The organism is Sphingopyxis sp. HIX (genome assembly GCF_001468285.1).
Taxonomy (GTDB): domain Bacteria; phylum Pseudomonadota; class Alphaproteobacteria; order Sphingomonadales; family Sphingomonadaceae; genus Sphingopyxis.
On record NZ_LNSB01000007.1, the window covers coordinates 1 to 18,469 of the forward strand.

The 18,469-nt window shown below is 66.6% G+C and carries 19 protein-coding genes and 2 tRNA genes; 11 read left to right on the plus strand and 10 right to left on the minus strand.

From position 1 onward, the window contains the following. Positions 1-108 precede the first annotated feature (108 nt). Positions 109-909, plus strand: a complete 801-nt coding sequence (locus ATE62_RS04745; protein WP_058806839.1) for an enoyl-CoA hydratase-related protein — start codon at positions 109-111, stop codon at positions 907-909. Positions 910-1,023: 114 nt separating this feature from the next. Here the strand turns inward: ATE62_RS04745 and ATE62_RS04750 are convergent, their stop codons facing one another. The 4 genes from ATE62_RS04750 to ATE62_RS04765 are packed head-to-tail and all read right to left on the minus strand — an operon-like array spanning position 1,024 to position 3,530. Continuing rightward, on the minus strand, positions 1,024-1,626 hold the full coding sequence (locus ATE62_RS04750; protein ID WP_058806840.1) for an HD domain-containing protein: 603 nt from the start codon (positions 1,624-1,626) through the stop codon (positions 1,024-1,026). 33 nt (positions 1,627-1,659) lie between these two features. After that, positions 1,660-2,280, minus strand: a complete 621-nt coding sequence (locus ATE62_RS04755; protein WP_058806841.1) for a hypothetical protein — start codon at positions 2,278-2,280, stop codon at positions 1,660-1,662. Beyond that, on the minus strand, positions 2,273-2,950 hold the full coding sequence (locus tag ATE62_RS04760) for a hypothetical protein (RefSeq protein ID WP_231736114.1): 678 nt from the start codon (positions 2,948-2,950) through the stop codon (positions 2,273-2,275). Before ATE62_RS04760 ends, ATE62_RS04755 begins: the two co-directional genes overlap by 8 nt. Before the next feature lie 16 nt (positions 2,951-2,966). Then, positions 2,967-3,530: a hypothetical protein gene (locus ATE62_RS04765; RefSeq protein ID WP_058806965.1), complete on the minus strand. Its 564-nt coding sequence runs from the start codon at positions 3,528-3,530 to the stop codon at positions 2,967-2,969. 151 nt (positions 3,531-3,681) lie between these two features. On the opposite strand from ATE62_RS04765, the gene ATE62_RS04770 reads away from it, so the two are divergent. Beyond that, a complete protein-coding gene (locus tag ATE62_RS04770) occupies positions 3,682-4,125 on the plus strand; it encodes an RrF2 family transcriptional regulator (protein ID WP_058806843.1) in 444 nt (147 codons plus the stop codon). Between the two features lie 55 nt (positions 4,126-4,180). On the opposite strand, the gene ATE62_RS04775 is transcribed toward ATE62_RS04770, so the two are convergent. Then, positions 4,181-4,256 (minus strand) — tRNA-Ala (locus ATE62_RS04775). A gap of 120 nt (positions 4,257-4,376) precedes the next feature. Continuing rightward, positions 4,377-4,703 carry a TIGR02300 family protein gene (locus ATE62_RS04780; protein ID WP_058806844.1) on the minus strand — a complete coding sequence of 109 codons (327 nt, stop codon included), beginning with the start codon at positions 4,701-4,703 and terminating at the stop codon, positions 4,377-4,379. A gap of 125 nt (positions 4,704-4,828) precedes the next feature. Between ATE62_RS04780 and aroA the strand changes: the two genes are divergently transcribed. From aroA to ATE62_RS04795, 3 genes are read left to right on the plus strand one after another with little or no spacing between them, the layout of a single operon-like run. Beyond that, positions 4,829-6,157 (plus strand): 3-phosphoshikimate 1-carboxyvinyltransferase, encoded by a 1,329-nt coding sequence (gene aroA / locus ATE62_RS04785; protein WP_058806845.1) that lies wholly within the window; start codon positions 4,829-4,831, stop codon positions 6,155-6,157. Beyond that, complete coding sequence (locus ATE62_RS04790; RefSeq protein ID WP_058806846.1) at positions 6,154-6,780, plus strand: hypothetical protein; 627 nt, start codon at positions 6,154-6,156, stop codon at positions 6,778-6,780. The genes aroA and ATE62_RS04790 overlap by 4 nt, the downstream gene beginning before the upstream one ends. Further along, a complete protein-coding gene (locus tag ATE62_RS04795; protein ID WP_058806847.1) occupies positions 6,777-7,406 on the plus strand; it encodes a (d)CMP kinase in 630 nt (209 codons plus the stop codon). Before ATE62_RS04790 ends, ATE62_RS04795 begins: the two co-directional genes overlap by 4 nt. Here ATE62_RS04795 and ATE62_RS04800 read toward each other — a convergent pair. Continuing rightward, the gene (locus tag ATE62_RS04800) at positions 7,390-8,679 is read right to left on the minus strand and encodes an adenylate/guanylate cyclase domain-containing protein (RefSeq protein ID WP_058806848.1); all 1,290 of its coding nucleotides are present in this window, start codon (positions 8,677-8,679) and stop codon (positions 7,390-7,392) included. The two genes, ATE62_RS04795 and ATE62_RS04800, sit on opposite strands and share 17 nt — an antisense overlap. A 387-nt stretch (positions 8,680-9,066) precedes the next feature. On the opposite strand from ATE62_RS04800, the gene rpsA reads away from it, so the two are divergent. Next, a complete protein-coding gene (gene rpsA, locus ATE62_RS04805; RefSeq protein ID WP_058806849.1) occupies positions 9,067-10,782 on the plus strand; it encodes a 30S ribosomal protein S1 in 1,716 nt (571 codons plus the stop codon). Between the two features lie 195 nt (positions 10,783-10,977). Then, entirely contained in the window at positions 10,978-11,259 is a 282-nt protein-coding gene (locus ATE62_RS04810; RefSeq protein ID WP_058806850.1) for an integration host factor subunit beta, read from the plus strand. 29 nt (positions 11,260-11,288) lie between these two features. Here the strand turns inward: ATE62_RS04810 and ATE62_RS04815 are convergent, their stop codons facing one another. Beyond that, positions 11,289-12,056 (minus strand): ABC transporter permease, encoded by a 768-nt coding sequence (locus ATE62_RS04815; protein WP_058806851.1) that lies wholly within the window; start codon positions 12,054-12,056, stop codon positions 11,289-11,291. After that, positions 12,053-13,000, minus strand: coding sequence for an ABC transporter ATP-binding protein (locus tag ATE62_RS04820; protein WP_058806852.1), 948 nt, complete (start codon positions 12,998-13,000; stop codon positions 12,053-12,055). Before ATE62_RS04820 ends, ATE62_RS04815 begins: the two co-directional genes overlap by 4 nt. Positions 13,001-13,089: 89 nt before the next feature. Between ATE62_RS04820 and ATE62_RS04825 the strand changes: the two genes are divergently transcribed. Continuing rightward, positions 13,090-13,175 (plus strand) — tRNA-Leu (locus ATE62_RS04825). 18 nt (positions 13,176-13,193) lie between these two features. Here the strand turns inward: ATE62_RS04825 and ATE62_RS04830 are convergent. Further along, positions 13,194-14,126 (minus strand): GNAT family N-acetyltransferase, encoded by a 933-nt coding sequence (locus tag ATE62_RS04830; protein WP_058806853.1) that lies wholly within the window; start codon positions 14,124-14,126, stop codon positions 13,194-13,196. An 86-nt stretch (positions 14,127-14,212) separates the two neighbouring features. Here ATE62_RS04830 and ATE62_RS04835 point away from each other — a divergent pair, with 86 nt between their 5' ends. The 3 genes from ATE62_RS04835 (at position 14,213) to ATE62_RS04845 (ending at position 18,393) form a co-directional block, all read left to right on the plus strand. Further along, entirely contained in the window at positions 14,213-15,718 is a 1,506-nt protein-coding gene (locus ATE62_RS04835) for an ABC transporter substrate-binding protein (protein WP_058806854.1), read from the plus strand. 45 nt (positions 15,719-15,763) lie between these two features. Further along, positions 15,764-16,186, plus strand: a complete 423-nt coding sequence (locus ATE62_RS04840; protein WP_058806855.1) for a DUF4112 domain-containing protein — start codon at positions 15,764-15,766, stop codon at positions 16,184-16,186. Positions 16,187-16,275: 89 nt separating this feature from the next. After that, positions 16,276-18,393, plus strand: coding sequence for a prolyl oligopeptidase family serine peptidase (locus tag ATE62_RS04845; protein WP_058806856.1), 2,118 nt, complete (start codon positions 16,276-16,278; stop codon positions 18,391-18,393). The last annotated feature ends 76 nt before the right edge of the window (positions 18,394-18,469 follow it).

Here is an 18,469-nt window from a genome sequence, read left to right on the forward strand (position 1 = left end):
CCCGCACCCCCCACTCTCCTTCCCTCTTGCGCTCCCCCCGCAAATCGGCCACAACTTTACGTGAACGTAAAGGTAAAGCCGATAATCCCGCGAGAGGAGTTCTTCCCCATGACTGTCCCCAGCTACGAAATGATCAAGCTCGAGATCGCCGACCAAGTCGCGACGATCACGCTCAACCGCCCCGAACGGCTCAATTCGATGCCGCCCGCGATGGCCGACGAGATCCGCGACGCGCTCGACCATCTGCCCGTGCTCGGTGCGCGCGCGCTGCTGATCACCGGCGAGGGACGCGGTTTCTGTTCGGGCGCCGACCTCGGCGGCGACCGCGCCGCGTCGGCGGTCGGCGGCGGCGCGAACAGCCGCAAGGCGCTGCGCAACCATTATAACCCGATGCTGCTCGCGCTCGCGAACCTCGACATCCCCGTCGTCACCGCGGTCAACGGTCCGGCGGCGGGCGTCGGCTGCAGCTTCGGCCTGTCGGGCGACTTCACCTTCGTCGGCAAGTCGGCCTATTTCCTCCAGGCCTTCGTGAATATCGGCCTCGTTCCCGACGGCGGCTCGTCGTGGCTGCTGCCGCGGCTGATCGGCCTGCCGCGCGCGGCGCAGATGATGATGCTCGGCGAAAAGATCGGCGGCGAGCAAGCGGCCGAATGGGGCCTTGTCTATAAATGCGTCGACGATGCCGAACTGCTGGCCGAAGCGCGCGCGATGGCGGTGCGCCTCGCGAGCGGCCCGACGGTGTCGCTGGGCACGATGCGCAAGATCCTGCGCGCCGGCCTGTCGCAGAGCTTCGCCGAAACGCTCGACGCCGAGGCGATGGGCCAGTTCGTCGCGGGCAACAGCGAGGATGCGGTCGAGGGCGTGCTGGCCTTCCAGGAAAAGCGCAAGACGGCATTCAAGGGGAAGTAAGCTAACAACTTTAGCCGTCACCCCGGCGAAGGCCGGGGTCTCGACGCTTGTGCCATGAGCCCAAGGCGAGATCCCGGCCTTCGCCGGGATGACGTTTGTTTTTCAGTCGATCCCTTACTCCGCCGCTTCCTCGACCATCACCTTCTTGTAGATGCTCGTGCGCGGATAGGAGCAGAGTCGCATCACCATCGGCTCGAAGAACTCGAGCGGCTCGCTCTTATATTCGGGGTCGAACGCCGGCGCGTCATATTTCTCGCAGAATTCGGCGCATGCGGCGTAATGCGGGCTATCCTTGAACTGGTCGCGCATGTCGCGGTCGAGGCCGAGGTAGTGGAAGAAATAATGGCCCTGGAAGATGCCATGGTGCTGGACGATCCACAGATTTTCTTCCGACAGGAAAGGCTTCAGGATCGCCGCCGCGACATCGGGATGGTTGAACGCGCCCAGCGTGTCGCCGATGTCGTGGAGCAGCGCCATCACGACATATTCCTCGTCGCGGCCGTCGCGGTGCGCGCGCGTCGCGGTCTGCAGGCAATGTTCGAGGCGATCGACCGGAAAGCCGCCATAATCGCCGCCGAGCAATTTCAGATGGTCGAGGATGCGCTTGCCGTTCTGCGGCGCGAACTCCTTCTGCTCGCGCGCGATGATGTCCCAATCCTCCTGCGTCCCGTCGATCATCGAGCGGAAGGACGCGTGGTCGTGCGTCATATCGGTCATGGCAGCCTCTCCTATGGTTGAGGGCAGCCTAAATTATTCGTTCCAATTTGCAACGTTATAGCCGTGGAGTTCCTCGGGCGTCAGGCAGCGGCTGGCGCCGGACGCGGCCGAAGCGGCATCGCGATCGAGCGTGCCGGTCAGGAGCCTCCGCGAAACGCCCATGCGGATCAGATAGTTGGACACTTCGAGGCTTTGCCGCGCGATATCGGCGCTCTTCGCCGAACCCTGCGCCGGCTCGTAAAATTGTCCGAGATCGAACACCGCTGCCGGATCGACCGAACGGATCCGGCCGCTGAGGAACAGCAGCGCACAGGCATCGGTGCAATTCGCGCCCGCCGGGACATGCGCCTCGAAATTCCCCGCCGCGCGCAGGACCAGCCCCGCCGCCATTGCGCTGGCCCGGTCGTCGCCCGAGGCATTGAAACGGATCGTGGCAACATCCGGATGGGCGGCGAGCACAGCCTTGAGCCGCGCGGGCAGATCGCCTTCGATCCGTCCCTGGACGAGCAAAGTGTCGCCCTGCACCTCGATGCGCAGCGTCGCCGAATCCCAACCGGGCAACGTCGGCCGGCATGACGCCACCGGATCGGCCTGCGCCGCGCCCGCCAGCAAAGCGCCGATCAGGCATGCGGCAAACGCGCGCGCGCTATTCAACGGCGTAGGTCACGCCATATTTCAGCGCCTCGTCGAGCGTCAGGCAGCGCCGGGTCGACTTGTCCTCTTCGGTGGCGACGGCCTGTTGGCGATACATGATGTCGGTCAGCAATTTGCGCGACACGCCCATGCGGATCAGGAAATCATTATCCTCGCTGGCGAGCAGCGCCGAATCCTGTTCGATACTGCCGATCAGTTCCTTGGTCGCATCGGTGCCCATCGCGACGCTCATGTCGATCGCCGAACGGTCACCCGTACGAGTGAACATATGGACCATGAATACGCCGCCGGGATCGATCATGCGCGGCTGGCCGCCCATGAACACGAAATTGCACGCACTGAAACAGGTCCAGCCGCTGGGGATGCGAGTGCCGAGACCCAGGTTCGACCGGATGATGCGCCCCGCCGCATTGCCCGCGCGCGCGTCGCCGCCGGGCGAGCGCAGCCAGATTTCGGCGACATCGGGATTCGCCTTGAGCGCCGCGGCGAGCCGCTCGGGCAACCCCGCGTCGACGCGCCCCTCGGCCAGCATCACCTTCATGTCGCCGCGCTTCTCGACCTTCAGCGTCATCGTCTTGTTGGCCGACCAGTCGGGGTTGAGCGGGCAGCTCGGGTTCGCCGGGTCCATGCCGGTCGCGCCGGTAAGGCTCGCCAGGGCGACCGCGGCCAACGCGAGGCGGGGCAGTTCACGCCGCAAGGACATAACGCGTATCGCCCGGGCCCTTGCACATGCGCTTGGTGACCTGCGTTTCTTCACCGTCGACGATGATGAAGTCGTTGACGTTCATGCACTTGCGGCCACCCTGCTCGGTGTTGATCGACGCCACCGTCGATGTCCCGCTGACATTCTCGCGCGTCGTGCTGGTCCAGCTGGCTGTCGCGCCGACTTCTTCACCGCGCGTCACCTCCTCGGTCGCCGCGGCAGCCTGCAATTGCTCGCCGGGATCGAGGCGGCAGGCGATCGCGTCGGTCAGCGTGCCTGCGACCTCGGCGCTGGGGATATAGCTGCCGAAGCCCGTGCGGCCCGCCGCGCTGCTGATCGTGTCGCTCAAGATGCCGCCCAATATCTTGCGGCCGGTACCGTCGCCCTTCTTGCCCTTCGGACAGCCGCCATTGTCCTTCTCGCTCGGACTCGGCGTCGGAGTCGGCGACGTTACCTTGCGGAGCAATCCGCCGAACTGCGCCTCGGCCGGCGCCACCGCGAGCAAACAGGCGGCCAGTACCGCGGGCGCCGCCATCAATTTCCGCATAATCATCGCTCCAGCCATATCCGCCCCCACGGGCTTTTCGGCGACCCCTGTAACGGGGGTTCATGCCACCCGCTGTGATTTTCATCAACTCTTCGCACAATGTCAGCCAGACAGGTTGAATTAAGGCTGAATATGCATCACTACCGTCGCCATGCTGTCGCAAAAGACCCGCTATACGATCCGCGCCTTCCAGCACCTCGCCGACCATTGGGGCAAGGGGCAGGTCCAGCTTGCGGACATCGCCGACGCACAGAATATCCCGCCCAAATTCCTGACCGTCATCCTGTCCGAAATGGCGCGCGAAGGGCTGCTCCTGTCGCAGCGCGGGCGCGACGGCGGTTATCAACTCGCGCTGCCGCCGGTCGACATCAGCTATGGCGACCTGGTGCGGCTGACGCGCGGCTCGCTCGCGCTCGTCCCCTGCGCGGCGCGCAACGCGCACGAGCATTGCAAGAACTGCCTGCCCGAATCCGAATGCCGGATGCGCAGTTTAATGTTGAAAGTGCGCGACGATACCGCGGCGATCCTCGATCGCATCACGCTCGCCGATCCGATCGAGCTGCAGCCGCTGTTCGAGACCGAAGCGGCCGAATAGGCCTCCACCCGTCGCGCAACAAAAAAGGCCCGCTTTCGCGGGCCTTTTTGGTGAATGGTGGAGCCTAGCGGGATCGAACCGCTGACCTCCTGCATGCCATGCAGGCGCTCTCCCAGCTGAGCTAAGGCCCCGTTCCATTCAGGGGTCGCGCCTCAGCGGTGCGACCGGGACGCCGCCTTTACCAGCGCGCGTCCCATATGCAAGGGGCCAAATGCATCCTGTGACGCTTTTTTGACCCCCTGCCGAAAAGATCAGCTTTCGTCGTCGTCGTCGTCCGCGGTCGCGACGCCCAGATCGTCGTCGCCGCCGAGATCGACGTCATTGTCGGGCGAATCGCTGTCCTCGTCGACATCGACGTCCAGATCCAGATCGTCATCGGCCGTTTCGGGTTCCTTGACGACCTTGCCGGGCTTTTCGGCTTCTTCGAACGGCATCGGCTGCTTTGATTTCAGCACCGATTCCGGGATCCACGCATAGCCGCAATTGATGCACGCGACCGGGTCGTCCTTGGTCAGATCGTAGAATCGCGTTGCGCATTTCGGGCAGCTACGCTTCGTGCCCCATTCAGCCTTCACCATAAACGCCTCATAACCTTCTGGAAACAGGATAAAAATATCGGAAAAGCGACGGCAGTTGAATAGCTATCCGTCAAATCGGCGTGCGCCTTGCCAGATTGCAGGGCCGCTGTCAAAAGCCGCACGTCATGACCGATCAGAGCGCCACGCCCCGCAGCTTTTCCGCTTCCGCTCCGCTCCAAGGTAGGATCGCGATCCCCGGGGACAAGAGCATCTCGCACCGATCGCTGATGCTGTCGGCGCTCGCGGTGGGTGAAAGCCGCGTGACGGGGCTGCTCGAGGGGCATGACGTGCTTGCCACCGCCGCGGCGATGCGCGCGATGGGCGCCGACATCGAGCGGCGGGACGACGGCGAATGGCGCATCCACGGTGTCGGGGTCGGCGGGCTGCTCCAGCCGCGCGAAGCGCTCGACATGGGCAATAGCGGCACCTCGACGCGCCTCTTGATGGGCCTCGTCGCGAGCCATCCGATCACCGTCACCTTCGCGGGCGACGCCAGCCTGTCGGGACGCCCGATGGGCCGCGTCATCGATCCGCTCTCGCAGATGGGCGCCGACATCAGCGCGTCGCCCGGCGGCCGCCTCCCCCTCATGGTCCGCGGCCTCGCCCCCGCCATCCCCCTCTCCTATCGCCTGCCGATGGCGTCGGCGCAGGTGAAGAGCGCGGTGCTGCTCGCGGGGCTCAACGCCTCGGGCATCACCGAAGTCATCGAACCCGTGCCCACGCGCGACCATAGCGAACGCATGCTGAAGGGCTTCGGCGCGACGCTGGAAGTCGAGGTGGAGCCGAACGGCACGCGCTGGATTTCGATCATGGGCGAGGCCGAGCTCAGGCCGCAGACGATCGTCGTCCCCGGCGACCCCTCGTCGGCGGCCTTCTTCATCGTCGCGGCGCTGGTCGTGCCGGGCTCCGACGTGACCATCGCCAATGTCGGGCTCAACCCGACGCGCGCAGGGCTGGTCGAGGTGCTGCGGGCGATGGGCGGCGACATCGAGCTGCTCGATGCACGCGAGGTGGGCGGCGAGCCCGTCGCGGACCTGCGCGTCCGTCACAGCACGCTCAAGGGCATCGAGGTCGATCCCGCGGTCGTGCCGAGCATGGTCGACGAATTCCCGATCCTCTTCGTCGCCGCCGCGCTCGCCGAGGGCCGCACGACGACGACCGGCCTCGACGAACTGCGCGTCAAGGAAAGCGACCGCCTGTCGGTGATGGCGAGCGGGCTCGAGGCCATCGGCGCGCGCGTCGCGGAGAGCGAGGACGGCCTCGTCATCGACGGCACCGGTGGCGAGCCCCTGCCCGGCGGCGCGACGATCGCCGGCCACCTCGACCACCGCATCTGCATGAGCTTCGCCATCGCGGGGCTGGTGAGCAAGGCGCCGGTGACGATCGACGACATCGCGCCGGTGGCGACGAGCTTTCCCAATTTCGAAGCGCTGCTGACGGGGCTCCAACGATGAAGTCGCGCTGTCTCGCCTCGATCGGCGCCCTCCCTGCGCTGCTTGCCGTCAGCCACCCGGCTGTCGGTGCACAAGACCAAGCCGAACTGCCAAGAACGGCAAATGCGCCATGCGACGGCGAGGTCGACTATTGCCCGAGCGCGGTCCAGTTGCGCGTCGACCGGAGCTTCTCGGCCTTCCCGATCGACAGTGCACTCGCCGCCGCGCGCGATCGCCTGACCGAGATCGTCGAGCGGGGATGCGACCAGTCGAACGAATGCGAATGGCGCGACCGGTCGGGCGTCGGCCATTTCGCATGGGGGGACGACGAAACCGCACTCACCATCGTCATCAAGACCATCGAGGCCGAAGCCTTCGCCGGCCGTCCCATCGAAGCCCTCGGCATCGGCACCGCGCGCAGACAGGCCGATGTGATCGCCAATGTCCGGCGGTTCCTGGGCGAGGGCGAGGGCGAGGGCGAGGGCGAGGGCGAGGGCGAGGTCGATTGCGACCCCGCGCATGTCTCGGGCAATGTCGGCCCGGTCGAGTGCAGCGCCACGCTCGATCCCGGCTGGATCCAGATCGGCTTCGACCGCGACGGCAACCTGCTGCGCATACGCTTCGACGGATATCATTTCACATGATCATCGCGGTCGACGGCCCCACCGCGTCGGGCAAGGGCACCATCGCCCGTGCCATCGCCGAGCATTTCGGCCTGCCCGTGCTCGACACCGGGCTGCTCTACCGCGCGGTCGGCTATCAGACGCAGCTCAATCACGGCGATCCCGACAATGCTGCCGATGCGCTGGCGGCGTGCGACTTTCCCGCCAGTCTGCTCGATGATCCGGCGCTGCGCTACGAAAGCACGGGCAGCCTAGCGAGCCGCGCGTCGATCCATCCCGCGGTGCGCGCGGCGCTGTTCCAGCGGCAGGTCGATTTTGCGAACCAACCCGGCGGCGCGGTGCTCGACGGGCGCGACATCGGCACCGTGATCGCACCGCACGCCGACGCCAAGCTGTTCGTGACCGCCAGCGCCGAGGAACGCGCACGGCGCCGCCATGCCGAAATGCTCGGGCGCGGGGTCGAGATCGGCTATGACGCGGTGCTCGCCGACATCCACGCCCGCGACGCGCGCGACACCGGGCGGAGCGAGGCACCGCTGCTGCGCGCGCTCGACGCGATGCTGCTCGACAATAGCGGGCTGAGTGTCGCCGAGGGCATCGCCGCCGCGATCGCCTTCGTCGGGGAAAAGGTCAGGCGACCCAGCTGATATCGGGCAATGCGTTGGGCACGCGCTCCGCAGGCGCGGCGTGATAGACCGCGGTTTCGCCAACCCCCTTCAGCATCTCGACATGCGGCGGTCCGAATTCGGCGCGGTCCTTGGCGCGCAGCCAGGTGCTTTCGGAGATCGCGATGCCGTTGACCGGCGCGGTGCCCTCCAGCCGCGCGGCCATGTTCACCGTCTCGCCCCAATAATCGTATGCCATGCGCGTCGCGCCGATCACCCCGCCGACCACCGGCCCGCTGTGGATGCCGACGCGCAGCCCGACCTCGACCCCGGCGAGCTGCTGGAGTTCGCCCACCACCTCGAGCACCGAGCGCGCGAAGGCGATCGCGGTGTCGGCGCTGTTGCGCGTGGTGAGGTTGGCGCCCGCGATCGCCAGATAGGCGTCGCCGATCGTCTTGACCTTTTCGACGCCGTGCTCGGCGGCGCAGCGGTCGGCGTGGTTGAAGAAGGTGTTGAGCAGCTCGACCAGATGCCCCGGCGACACGCGTTGCGCGAGCTTGGTGAAGCCCGCCATGTCGATGAAGATCACGCTGGCGTCGGCATAGGCGTCGGCGACCAGCCGCCCGTCGCGGATGCGCTCGACCGCCGCGACGGGGAGCATGTTGTAGACGAGTTCCTCGTTGCGCTTGCGCTCGGCTTCGAGCGCCTCGGCGAGCGCGAAGGCGCCGCGGCTCGAACGGTCGATCGCGAAATTGATCGCGATCATGATCATCGCGCCGCTCATATAGCTGAGCAGCGCGTACCAGAGGCCCGCGCCATGGCTCTGCACCGCGAGCACGGTCGAGAGGAAGACGACGACGTCGAGCGCGAGCCACAGCAGGAACAGCCGCGGGCGGCTGGCGAGCGCGACCGCGGCGAAGGCGCTCACCGACAGGCGGTTCATCACCCCCACCGCGTGCATCTCCTCCTGCATCTCGATCAGCTCGTCGAACAGGACCAAGTTGATATGGCCGAGCAGGAAGACGATGCCGAGCAGCGCGGCGAAGTCGATCCCCGGGCGGCTGAGATAGCCGGGCCAGAAGGTCGCGCCGATATAGGAGCCCGCGAGGATCAGCATGCAGCCGAAATAGACCGCAAGCTTCGCCGTATCCTCATGGCTGACGAACAAGGGATTGGCGATCGTATAGGCGAGCGCCACGAGCATGAAGAGCACGCCGTAAACGCGCACGAAGGGCAAGCGCAGCGTGCGCGCCGTTTCCTGGAAACGCGCTTCGACCGCCGGATCGGCGAACGGACCATGCACCGCCTGTGGCATTGAGACCCCTCTCGAATGGCCGCGAGCATACGGGCGAGGTCTTACGATGGGGTTTACCGGCTTCGGTGCCCTCCTCCCCGTCACCCCGGACTTGATCCGGGGTGACGGGGAAAGGAAGCTTCCGGCTTGCTAATCCGCCGCTTCGCGCCTATAGGCCCGCTCGTCCGACGGGCTCTCCAGCCGGTCGAGGCATGGACAAACCGCCGCTTGTAACGAGCGTCGGGCGTGACGGGGCGCACTCGTCGCGCCCTTTTTGCTTTGCCCATGGCTCGCCGATGGCGCGTCCAGAGGATGTCTTGCTTCGCATCCGGCGGGCAGGACGGATCGGCCACAAGACCAGCGGAACCAACCGCTTGGCCGGAACAAATGAAGTAAGGAAGAACATCTATGGCCTCTACGGCTTTTCCGTCGCGCGACGATTTCGCCGCGATGCTCGACGAATCGCTGGGTGGTGCTGATGGCGGCTTTGAAGGCCGCGTCGTCAAGGGCACCGTGACCGCGATCGAAAACGACCTGGCAGTGATCGACATCGGCTTGAAGAGCGAAGGCCGCGTGCCGCTTCGCGAATTCGCGATGCCGGGCCAGAAGGCCGACCTCAACGTCGGCGACGAAGTCGAAGTCTATGTCGACCGCGTCGAAAACGCCAATGGCGAAACCATGCTGTCGCGCGACCGCGCTCGCCGCGAAGCCGCCTGGGACCGCCTGGAAGAAGAATTCAACAAGGAAGCCCGCGTCGAAGGCGTCATCTTCGGCCGCGTCAAGGGCGGCTTCACCGTCGACCTCGGCGGCGCCGTGGCGTTCCTCCCGGGTTCGCAGGTCGATATCCGCCCCGTGCGCGACGTCGGTCCGCTCATGGACCTGCCGCAGCCCTTCCAGATCCTCAAGATGGATCGCCGCCGCGGCAACATCGTCGTGTCGCGCCGCGCCATCCTCGAGGAAACGCGCGCCGAACAGCGTTCGGGCCTGATCCAGAACCTGGAAGAAGGTCAGATCATCGAAGGCGCCGTCAAGAACATCACCGATTATGGTGCGTTCGTCGACCTCGGCGGCATCGACGGCCTGCTCCATGTCACCGACATGAGCTACAAGCGCGTCAACCACCCGAGCGAAGTCATCAACATCGGTGACACCGTCCGCGTCCAGATCATCCGCATCAACCGCGACACGCAGCGCATCAGCCTCGGCATGAAGCAGCTCGAAAGCGATCCGTGGGAAGGCGTCGCCGCCAAGTACCCCGTCGGTGCGAAGCTGTCGGGCGTCGTCACGAACATCACCGACTATGGTGCGTTCGTCGAGCTGGAAGCCGGCATCGAAGGCCTGGTCCACGTCAGCGAAATGTCGTGGGTCAAGAAGAACGTCCACCCCGGCAAGATCGTCTCGACCAGCCAGGAAGTCGACGTCATCGTCCTCGAAGTCGACAGCGACAAGCGCCGCATCTCGCTTGGCCTCAAGCAGGCCCAGTCCAACCCCTGGGGTGCCTTCGCCGAAGCCCACCCGGTCGGCTCGGTCGTCGAAGGCGAAGTCAAGAACGCGACCGAATTCGGTCTGTTCGTCGGCCTGCCCGGCGACGTCGACGGCATGGTCCACATGTCGGACATCGCCTGGGGCATCTCGGGCGAAGAAGCGCTGCACCTCCATCGCAAGGGCGAGGCCGTGCAGGTCGTCGTTCTCGACGTCGACGTCGAGAAGGAACGCATCAGCCTCGGCATCAAGCAGCTCGAAAAGGGCGCCCCGGCCGTCGGCGGCGGCGCCGCTGCCGGCGCGGGTTCGGTGAAGAAGAACGACGTCGTCACCGTGACCGTCCTCGAAGTCCGCGACAACGGCCTCGAAGTGCAGGCTGGCGATGATGGCGCCACCGGCTTCATCAAGCGCGCCGACCTCGGCCGCGACCGCGACGAGCAGCGCCCCGAGCGCTATCAGGTCGGCCAGAAGTTCGACGCGATGGTCACCGGCTTCGACCGCTCGAAGAAGCCCAGCTTCTCGGTCAAGGCGATGCAGATCGCCGAAGAGAAGCAGGCCGTCGCGCAGTACGGCTCGTCGGACTCGGGTGCGTCGCTCGGCGACATCCTCGGCGAAGCGCTGAAAGCCGGCAAGAAGAGCTGATCCAGCGCTTCATTACCGAAATGAGACAGAAGGCCCGCCGGATGCGTCCGGCGGGCCTTTTGATTCGGCGATATATTTTGCGCCCCTGCTGATTCATGTTAGTCTGGCGACCGCGTTGGGAGGGGTCTCACGCACGGGGCCGGCAACGACCGGTAGCCAGCATCGTAAAGATGCGCGTCAACGATAGGGGAAGCTATGATCCGGTCGGAACTGGTTCAAAAGATCGCTAGCGAAAACAGCGACCTACGCCTCGAAGAGGTCGAAAAGATCGTCGATGTTTTCTTCGATTCCATCGTGGACCAGCTCGCGTCGGGCGGCCGCGTCGAACTGCGCGGCTTCGGCGCCTTTTCGACCCGCAGCCGCGACTCGCGCACCGGCCGCAACCCGCGCACCGGCGCGGCGGTCGACGTGCAGGCGAAGAGCGTGCCCTATTTCAAGCCCGGCAAGGAAATGCGCGAGCGGCTCAACGGCAGCTGACGCCGCCGCCGCGGCACTGCGGGCCCGGCTCAGTTCTTGAGCCGGTAGCCCGTCCGGAACATCCAGAAGATCACCGCGAGGCACAGGGTCAGGAAGAGCGCGACCGCGCCCATGCTGACCTCGATGCCGACATCGCCCTGCCCGAAGAAGGTCCAGCGGAAGCCGCTGATCAGATAGACGACGGGGTTGAACAGGGTGATCGTCCGCCACGCCGCGGGCAGCATGTCGAGCGAGTAGAAGGCGCCGCCCAGGAAGGTCAGCGGATAGACGACGAGCAGCGGGATCACCTGCAACTGCTCGAAGCTCTGCGCCCAGATGCCGATGATGAAGCCGAAGAGGCAGAAGGTCACTGCCATCAGGATCATGAAGGCGACCATCCACAGGGGATGCGCGACCTGGACGTCGACGAACAGATGTGCGGTCGCAAAGATGATCGCGCCGATGATCACCGACTTGGTCGCCGCGGCGCCCACATAGGCGATCACGGTCTCCAGCGGCGACAGCGGCGCCGACAGCATCTCGTAGATCGTCCCCGTCCATTTGGGCATGTAGATGCCGAAGCTGGCGTTGCTGATGCTCTCGGTGAACATCGTCAGCATCATGAGTCCCGGCACGATGAACGCGCCATAGGGAACGTTGCTGACCTCGGTCATCCGGCTGCCGATCGCCGATCCGAAGACGACGAAATAGAGCGAGGTCGTGATCACCGGCAGCATCAGGCTGGTCCACACGGTGCGCCCGAAGCGCGCGAGCTCGAACATGTAGATCGCGCGCACGCCGCGCCAGTTCGCGGTCATGCGGCTTCTCCCTTCGCATTGTTGCTGTCGTGGACGAGCCCGACGAAAATATCCTCGAGCGAGCTCTGCCGCGTGTGCAGGTCCTTGAACTGCACCCCGATGTCGGTCATCCGCCGCAGCAGCGACGGCACGCCCGTCGCCTCCGCGCGGCTGTCGAACTCATAGACCAGTTCGTTGCCGTCGCCCGCCAGCTCGAGCTTCCACTGCGCCAGTTCCTCGGGGATCGCCGCGAGCGTTTCGGCAAGGTTGAGCGTCAGCGTCTTGCGGCCGAGCTTCTTGATCAGCTCGTCCTTCTGCTCGACCAGGATCAGCCGCCCGCCGGTGATCACCCCGACGCGGTCGGCCATTTCCTCGGCCTCCTCGATATAGTGGGTGGTGAGGATGATCGTCACCCCGCGCTCGCGAAGCCCGCGGACCATGTTCCACATGTCGCGCCGCAGCTCGACATCGACCCCCGCGGTCGGCTCGTCGAGGAACAGGATCTCGGGCTCGTGGCTGAGCGCCTTCGCGATCATCACGCGGCGCTTCATCCCCCCCGACAGCTCCATGATCTTGGCGTCGCGCTTGTCCCACAGCGTCAGGTCGCGCAGCAGTTGCTCGATGAACGCCGGGTCGCGCGGCTTGCCGAACAGCCCGCGCGAGAAGCTGACCGTGGTGAGCACCGTCTCGAACGCGTCGGTGTGCAGTTCCTGCGGCACCAGCCCGATCATCGCGCGCGCCGCGCGATAGTCGCGCTGATGGTCGTGCCCGGCGACGGTCACCGTCCCCATGCTCGGCGTGACGATGCCGCATACTATGCTGATCAATGTCGTCTTACCCGCACCATTGGGGCCGAGCAGCGCAAAAATCTCGCCCTTGTTGATGGTGAGGTCGACGGACGACAGCGCGGTATGGCCGCCCTTGTACGTCTTGCCGAGTCCGGCGATGGTGAGGACAGCTTCCATCCCGCCCCTCTAGCGGGTCCGCCCGGGGCGGTGAAGCGGCAAAGATCGCTTGACCTCATCGCGCGCCTCGGCTTGACCGGCGAGGCTGGGCGGACGTGGCGAAATCGGTAGACGCAGCAGACTTAAAATCTGCCATCCTCTGGATATCCGGGTTCAAGTCCCGGCGTCCGCACCAGCGCCAATCCCGCGCGCTTCAGCGCCGGAGCAGCGCCTTGGCCCGCGCCCGCAGCCCCAGCCTGTCGAGCCACGCCTTGCCGCGCGCCGCCGCCGCGTCGACGCCCCGCATCGCCACCAGCGCCGCACGATTGCGCAGCGTCGGGCGCAGCACCAGCACGTCGGCGCAGGCGATCGAATCGCGGCCGAACTGCGCCTTGTGCGCCCCGTCACCCTCGGTGAAGTCGAAGGCGCGGAACCGCCCTTCGGCAAAGAGCGCGCGCATCGCCTCGACATGCAGCACGGTACCCGGCGACAGTTCGGCGAAGTCGGGATCGTAGCCGAGATGCGCGTAAACCAGGATGTCGCGCTCGACCGGAAGGTAGAGATAGGCGATCGCCCGCTCGCCGGCGAACAACAGGAAGGCGCGGACATCGTCGGCCTCCGCCGCCGCGACCGCCGCGGCGACATCTGCGTCGCCGGTCGGCAGCCCCGCCTGCATCAGCCGCGCCTGATAGGTGCGCTCGGACAGCGGCACGGCCAAGGCCATGAACGCACGGATTTCGTCGGCGCTGCGATAGGCGCGCACCGTCAAGCCGCCCTCGACCTGCTCCGCCAGCCGCCGCGCCTTGCGCGACAGCGTCGAGCGCGTCTTCGACGAAAAGCCCTGCCACCAACCGTCGAAGCTCCGCCCCTCCATCGCGATATAGTGGCGCGGATAGTGCTGGCGCACCGCGACCAGCCAGCCGTCCAGCCCGGCCCCCAGTTCGGGCAGCCGCGCGGCGGGGAGCGAACGGAGCAGCCAGCCGTCGTGCGCTGCGGGCGGCATCGCGGCAGGCGCCTCGGCCAGCACGGCGTCGAGATCGTGCGGCATCACGCGCAGCCGCCGCCGGAGATGCCCGAGCGTCCGGCCGCCGACGTCGATGCGCAGCGCGACGCTTTCGCAGCCCTTTTCCTCGTCCCGGCCGTCCATATCCTCGCCAAAATCCCCGGAGCCCTATTCCCGTTTCGCAGCACTTGGTTATGATTGGCTTAGTGGGTGCAACGAAAAGGCGCGGAATGACGGCAGCAGGCAGATATGGACGCATCGCGGCGGCAACGGCGGCGGTGGCGAGCCTGGCGCTGCCGCTGTCGGGTTGCGGGCTGTTCGGCGCGCGCGGCCCGGTGACGATCGCCGCGATCGGCACGCTCAACGGCGCGGTCAGCCCCGTCGGCGGCGAGCTCAACGCCGCCAATGCCGCCTTGCTCGACGCCAGCTCGCAGGGGCTCGTCAGCTACGACGGCGAGGCACAGATCGACGTCGGGCTCGCCGAGCGCTGGACCGTCACCGGCGACGGGCGCAGCTATATCTTCCGCATCCGCGAGGCCAAATGGGCGAACGGGCGCAAGGTCACCGCGGGCGACGTCGCCGCGATCCTGCGCTCTTATCTGGGCCCCGGCAGCCGCCACCCGCTGCGCGGCGATTTTCCCGAGGTCGAGGCGATCCGCGCGATGACCGATACGGTCGTCGAAATCCGCCTCTCGATCGCGCAGCCGGGCATGCTCGAACTGCTCGCCCAGCCCTCGATGGCGATCGTCAACCGCGGACTCGGCTGGGGCCCGATGCGCGCGAAACGGATCGGCAAGGCGATGCTGCTGACCCCCGTCGCCGATCCCTTGGCCGAGGATCCCGAAGCCGCCGAGGCGGCCGCCGCCGATCCCGCGGCGTCGATCGAACTCGTCGGCACCTCGGCGCCCAAGGCGCTCGCGCGCTTCAAGAACGGCTATGCCGATGGCGTCATCGGCGGGCGCTTCTCCACCCTCCCCTATTTCGCGGCGTCGAACATCGGGCGCTCGCGCCTCGTCGTCGACCCGGTGCCCGGGCTGTTCGGGCTGAGCTTCACCAGCAGCGAGGGCCTGCTCGGCGTGCAGGCCAATCGCGAGGCGCTGTCGCGCGCGATCCGGCGCGAGCGGCTGGTCGATGCCTTCGGGCTGCAGGAATGGCAGTCGCAGGTCACCCTGCGCCCCGACCTTTACACGCGCGACGTCGGGCCGACGCCGCTGCTGCCCGCCTGGGCCGAGTTCGACGAGCAGTCGCGCTTCGTCCAGGCGAAGCGCACGATCGATGCCTGGCGCGCGGGCGGGCGCGAGATCGCGCCGCTGCGTATCGCGGTCCCCGACTCGCCGGGCGGGCGCATCCTTTATGCCTATGTCGCCGCGGACTTCGCGCGGCTGGGCGTACCGAGCCGCCGCGTCGGGCTGGCGGCGCGCGCCGACCTGAAGCTGATCGACGAGGTGATGCCCAACGACGACGCCTTGTGGGGCCTCCGCCGCCTGTCGTGCCGCGCCGACACCATCTGCCACCGCGACGCGCAGGAGAAGATCGACGAGGCCGTCGCGGCGACCGGCAGCGCGGAACGCTCGCGGCTGATCGGCGAGGCCGAGGAACTGCTCGCGGGCTATTCGCCCTTCATCCCGATCGCCACGCCGCTGCGCTGGTCGGTCGCGTCGCAGCGGCTGACGGGGCTTCGCGCCAACGGCCGCGGCCAGCACCCCTTGAATCACATGATTGCCCTACCCAACTAATACAGTGGCGCTGCAAGTTCGAGCGCTGCCTGAAAGGACCCAAGGATGGCCCCTTCGACCCCCGACACCGACGCCCTGTTCGATTCCTTGATCCAGAACCGCCGCGATCCCGCGGCCTTGCGCAAGCGCGTCGAGACGCTCGAGATCATCCTCGAGCGCAGCTTCGTCATCCCCGGCATCAACCGCCCCGTCGGGCTCGACGCGATCGTCGGGCTGGTGCCCGTCGTTGGCGATGTCATCTCGGGCCTGATGGGCGCCTATCTCATCTGGGAGGCGCGCAACCTCGGCATGCCGAAGTGGAAGATCTGGCGGATGATCGGCAATCTCGGCGTCGACACCGCGCTCGGCGCGATCCCGATCGCGGGCGACGCGTTCGACCTCCTGTTCCGCTCGAACACGCGCAACCTCAAGATCATCAAGAAGCATCTCGACAAGCATCACCCCGGCACGATGATCATCGATCAGTAAGCGCCGGATAAGGCCCGCTTCCCTTTCACTGTGTCGCGGTGCTAGCACGGCGGCACGAACCGGCGCATGCCGGTAACAGGGAGACCCAGATGATCCGCGCCACGCTCGCCGCGCTCGCCCTCGGCTGTTCCTTCACGACCCTCGCCGTCGCCGCCGAGAAGGAGGAAAAGGACCCCTATCTCTGGCTCGAGGAGATCGAGGGCAAGAAGGCGCTCGATTGGGTGAAGGCGGAGAATGCCGCGACCGACAAGCTGATCCTCGGCCGCCCGGGCTTCGAGGCCGACCGCAAGCGTGCGCGCACCATCCTCGACGACGACCGCCAGATCGCGATGCCCGGCGAGGTGATGGGCGACACGATCACCAATTTCTGGCGCGACGCCGCCAATCCGCGCGGCCTGTGGCGCCAGAGCCCGCTCGCCGCCTATCTCGCCGGCAAGCCCGAATGGAAGGTGCTGATCGACGTCGACGCGCTCGGCAAGGCCGAGAAGCAGAGCTGGGTGTGGCACGGCGCCGACTGCCTCGCCCCCGACTACAAGCGCTGCCTCGTCTCGCTGAGCCCCGGCGGCACCGACGCCGACATCGTGCGCGAATGGGACCGCGGTACCGGGACCTTCGTCGAGGGCGGCTTCACCGTTCCACTCGCGAAGAGCAGCGTGACGTGGGAGGACGCCGACAATCTGCTCGTCGCGACCGACTTCGGCGAGGGCAGCATGACGACCTCGGGCTATCCGCGCATCGTCAAGCGCTGGAAGCGCGGCACGCCGCTGTCTGCCGCCGAGACCCTCGTCGAGGGCGAGACCGCCGACGTCGGCATGGGGGTCGGCGCCGAGATGGACGGCGACACGCGCTGGCCGATGATCAGCCGCAACAAGAGCTTCTACACCACCGACTTCTACCTCCGCCGCCCCGGCAACGACGGCGATTACAACCGGACCATCATCCCCGAGACCGCCGAATTGCGCGCGGTGATCGACGGACAGGCGATCGTCTTCCTCAACGACCCCAGCGGCAGTTCGCCCGCGGGTTCGCTGCTCGCGATGCCGTTGCTCGAAATGGCGCGCGGCGACATGGTGCCGATCATCGAGGTGATGACGCCCAGCGCGAGCCAGGCGATCGAGAATGTCGCGGCGGGCGACGACGTGCTCTGGGTCAAGGCGCTCGACGACGTCGAGGGCAAGCTCTTCGCGCTCCGCCGCGACCAGCCTTATGGCCGCTGGAGCCAGAAGGCGGTGCCGCTCGCCGCCAATGCGACGGTGCAGATCGCCGGGGTGGTCGGCAAGACCAACCAGCTGCTCGCGACCGCCGAGACGATGCTGCAGCCGCCGACGCTCTATGCCTTGGGCGAAAGCGGCGCACCGCAGACGGTCCAGAGCCTGCCCGCAGTGTTCGACGCCAAGGACATGAGCGTCGAGAAGCGCTTCGCGACGTCGAAGGACGGGACGAAGATCCCCTATTTCCTCGCGCGCAAGAAGGGCACGACCGGGCCGGTGCCGGCGCTCGTCCACGCCTATGGCGGGTTCAAGGCGGCGCAGACCCCGGGCTATCTCACCGGCCAGCCCTATCGCGCCGGGCCATTGGGGCTCTTCTGGGTCGAGGACGGCAATGCCTATGTCCTCGCGAACATCCGCGGCGGCGGCGAATATGGCCCGGCGTGGCACCAGGCCGCGCTCTACGAGAAGCGCCAGAACAGCTTCGACGACCTGCACGCGGTCGCCGAGGATCTCGTCGCGACGGGGGTCAGCCCCAAGGGCAAGATCGCGATCTCGGGGCGCTCGAACGGCGGCGTGCTCGTCGGCGCGGCGATGGAGCAGCGCCCCGACCTCTATGGCGCGGTGATCTCGGGCTCGCCGCTCAAGGACATGAAGCGCTTCAACAAATTGCTCGCCGGCGCCTCGTGGGTCGACGAATATGGCGACCCCGACGATCCCGCCGACTGGGCGTTCATCTCCAAATATTCGCCGTACCAGAATTTGAAGAAGGGCGTGAAATATCCGCCGATCTTCCTCTATCTCTCGACCAAGGACGACCGCGTCCACCCCGGCCACGCGCGCAAGTTCGCGGCGCGGCTGAAGGAATATAGGAACAGCGTCTATTATCACGAATATCTGGAGGGCGGCCATTCGGTCGGCGCCGACCATGCCGAGGATGCCGTGCGCGCGGCGATGCTGCATGCGTTTTTGCTGCGCGAGTTGGTGGAGAAGAAGTAGGGGGCAAGGGGTGCTCTCTCCCCTTCAGGGGAGAGATACGCAGGCTTGCCAGCTCGCTGGCTAGCCGGAGTTGAGA

Coding starts and splice junctions, on each gene's coding strand:
- ATE62_RS04745 (WP_058806839.1), top strand. CDS start 109: ATGACTGTCCCCAGCTACGAAATGATCAAGCTCGAGATCGCCGACCAA.
- ATE62_RS04750 (WP_058806840.1), bottom strand. CDS start 1,626: ATGACCGATATGACGCACGACCACGCGTCCTTCCGCTCGATGATCGAC.
- ATE62_RS04765 (WP_058806965.1), bottom strand. CDS start 3,530: ATGCGGAAATTGATGGCGGCGCCCGCGGTACTGGCCGCCTGTTTGCTC.
- ATE62_RS04770 (WP_058806843.1), top strand. CDS start 3,682: ATGCTGTCGCAAAAGACCCGCTATACGATCCGCGCCTTCCAGCACCTC.
- ATE62_RS04780 (WP_058806844.1), bottom strand. CDS start 4,703: ATGGTGAAGGCTGAATGGGGCACGAAGCGTAGCTGCCCGAAATGCGCA.
- aroA (WP_058806845.1), top strand. CDS start 4,829: ATGACCGATCAGAGCGCCACGCCCCGCAGCTTTTCCGCTTCCGCTCCG.
- ATE62_RS04790 (WP_058806846.1), top strand. CDS start 6,154: ATGAAGTCGCGCTGTCTCGCCTCGATCGGCGCCCTCCCTGCGCTGCTT.
- ATE62_RS04795 (WP_058806847.1), top strand. CDS start 6,777: ATGATCATCGCGGTCGACGGCCCCACCGCGTCGGGCAAGGGCACCATC.
- ATE62_RS04800 (WP_058806848.1), bottom strand. CDS start 8,679: ATGCCACAGGCGGTGCATGGTCCGTTCGCCGATCCGGCGGTCGAAGCG.
- rpsA (WP_058806849.1), top strand. CDS start 9,067: ATGGCCTCTACGGCTTTTCCGTCGCGCGACGATTTCGCCGCGATGCTC.
- ATE62_RS04810 (WP_058806850.1), top strand. CDS start 10,978: ATGATCCGGTCGGAACTGGTTCAAAAGATCGCTAGCGAAAACAGCGAC.
- ATE62_RS04815 (WP_058806851.1), bottom strand. CDS start 12,056: ATGACCGCGAACTGGCGCGGCGTGCGCGCGATCTACATGTTCGAGCTC.
- ATE62_RS04820 (WP_058806852.1), bottom strand. CDS start 13,000: ATGGAAGCTGTCCTCACCATCGCCGGACTCGGCAAGACGTACAAGGGC.
- ATE62_RS04830 (WP_058806853.1), bottom strand. CDS start 14,126: ATGGACGGCCGGGACGAGGAAAAGGGCTGCGAAAGCGTCGCGCTGCGC.
- ATE62_RS04835 (WP_058806854.1), top strand. CDS start 14,213: ATGACGGCAGCAGGCAGATATGGACGCATCGCGGCGGCAACGGCGGCG.
- ATE62_RS04840 (WP_058806855.1), top strand. CDS start 15,764: ATGGCCCCTTCGACCCCCGACACCGACGCCCTGTTCGATTCCTTGATC.
- ATE62_RS04845 (WP_058806856.1), top strand. CDS start 16,276: ATGATCCGCGCCACGCTCGCCGCGCTCGCCCTCGGCTGTTCCTTCACG.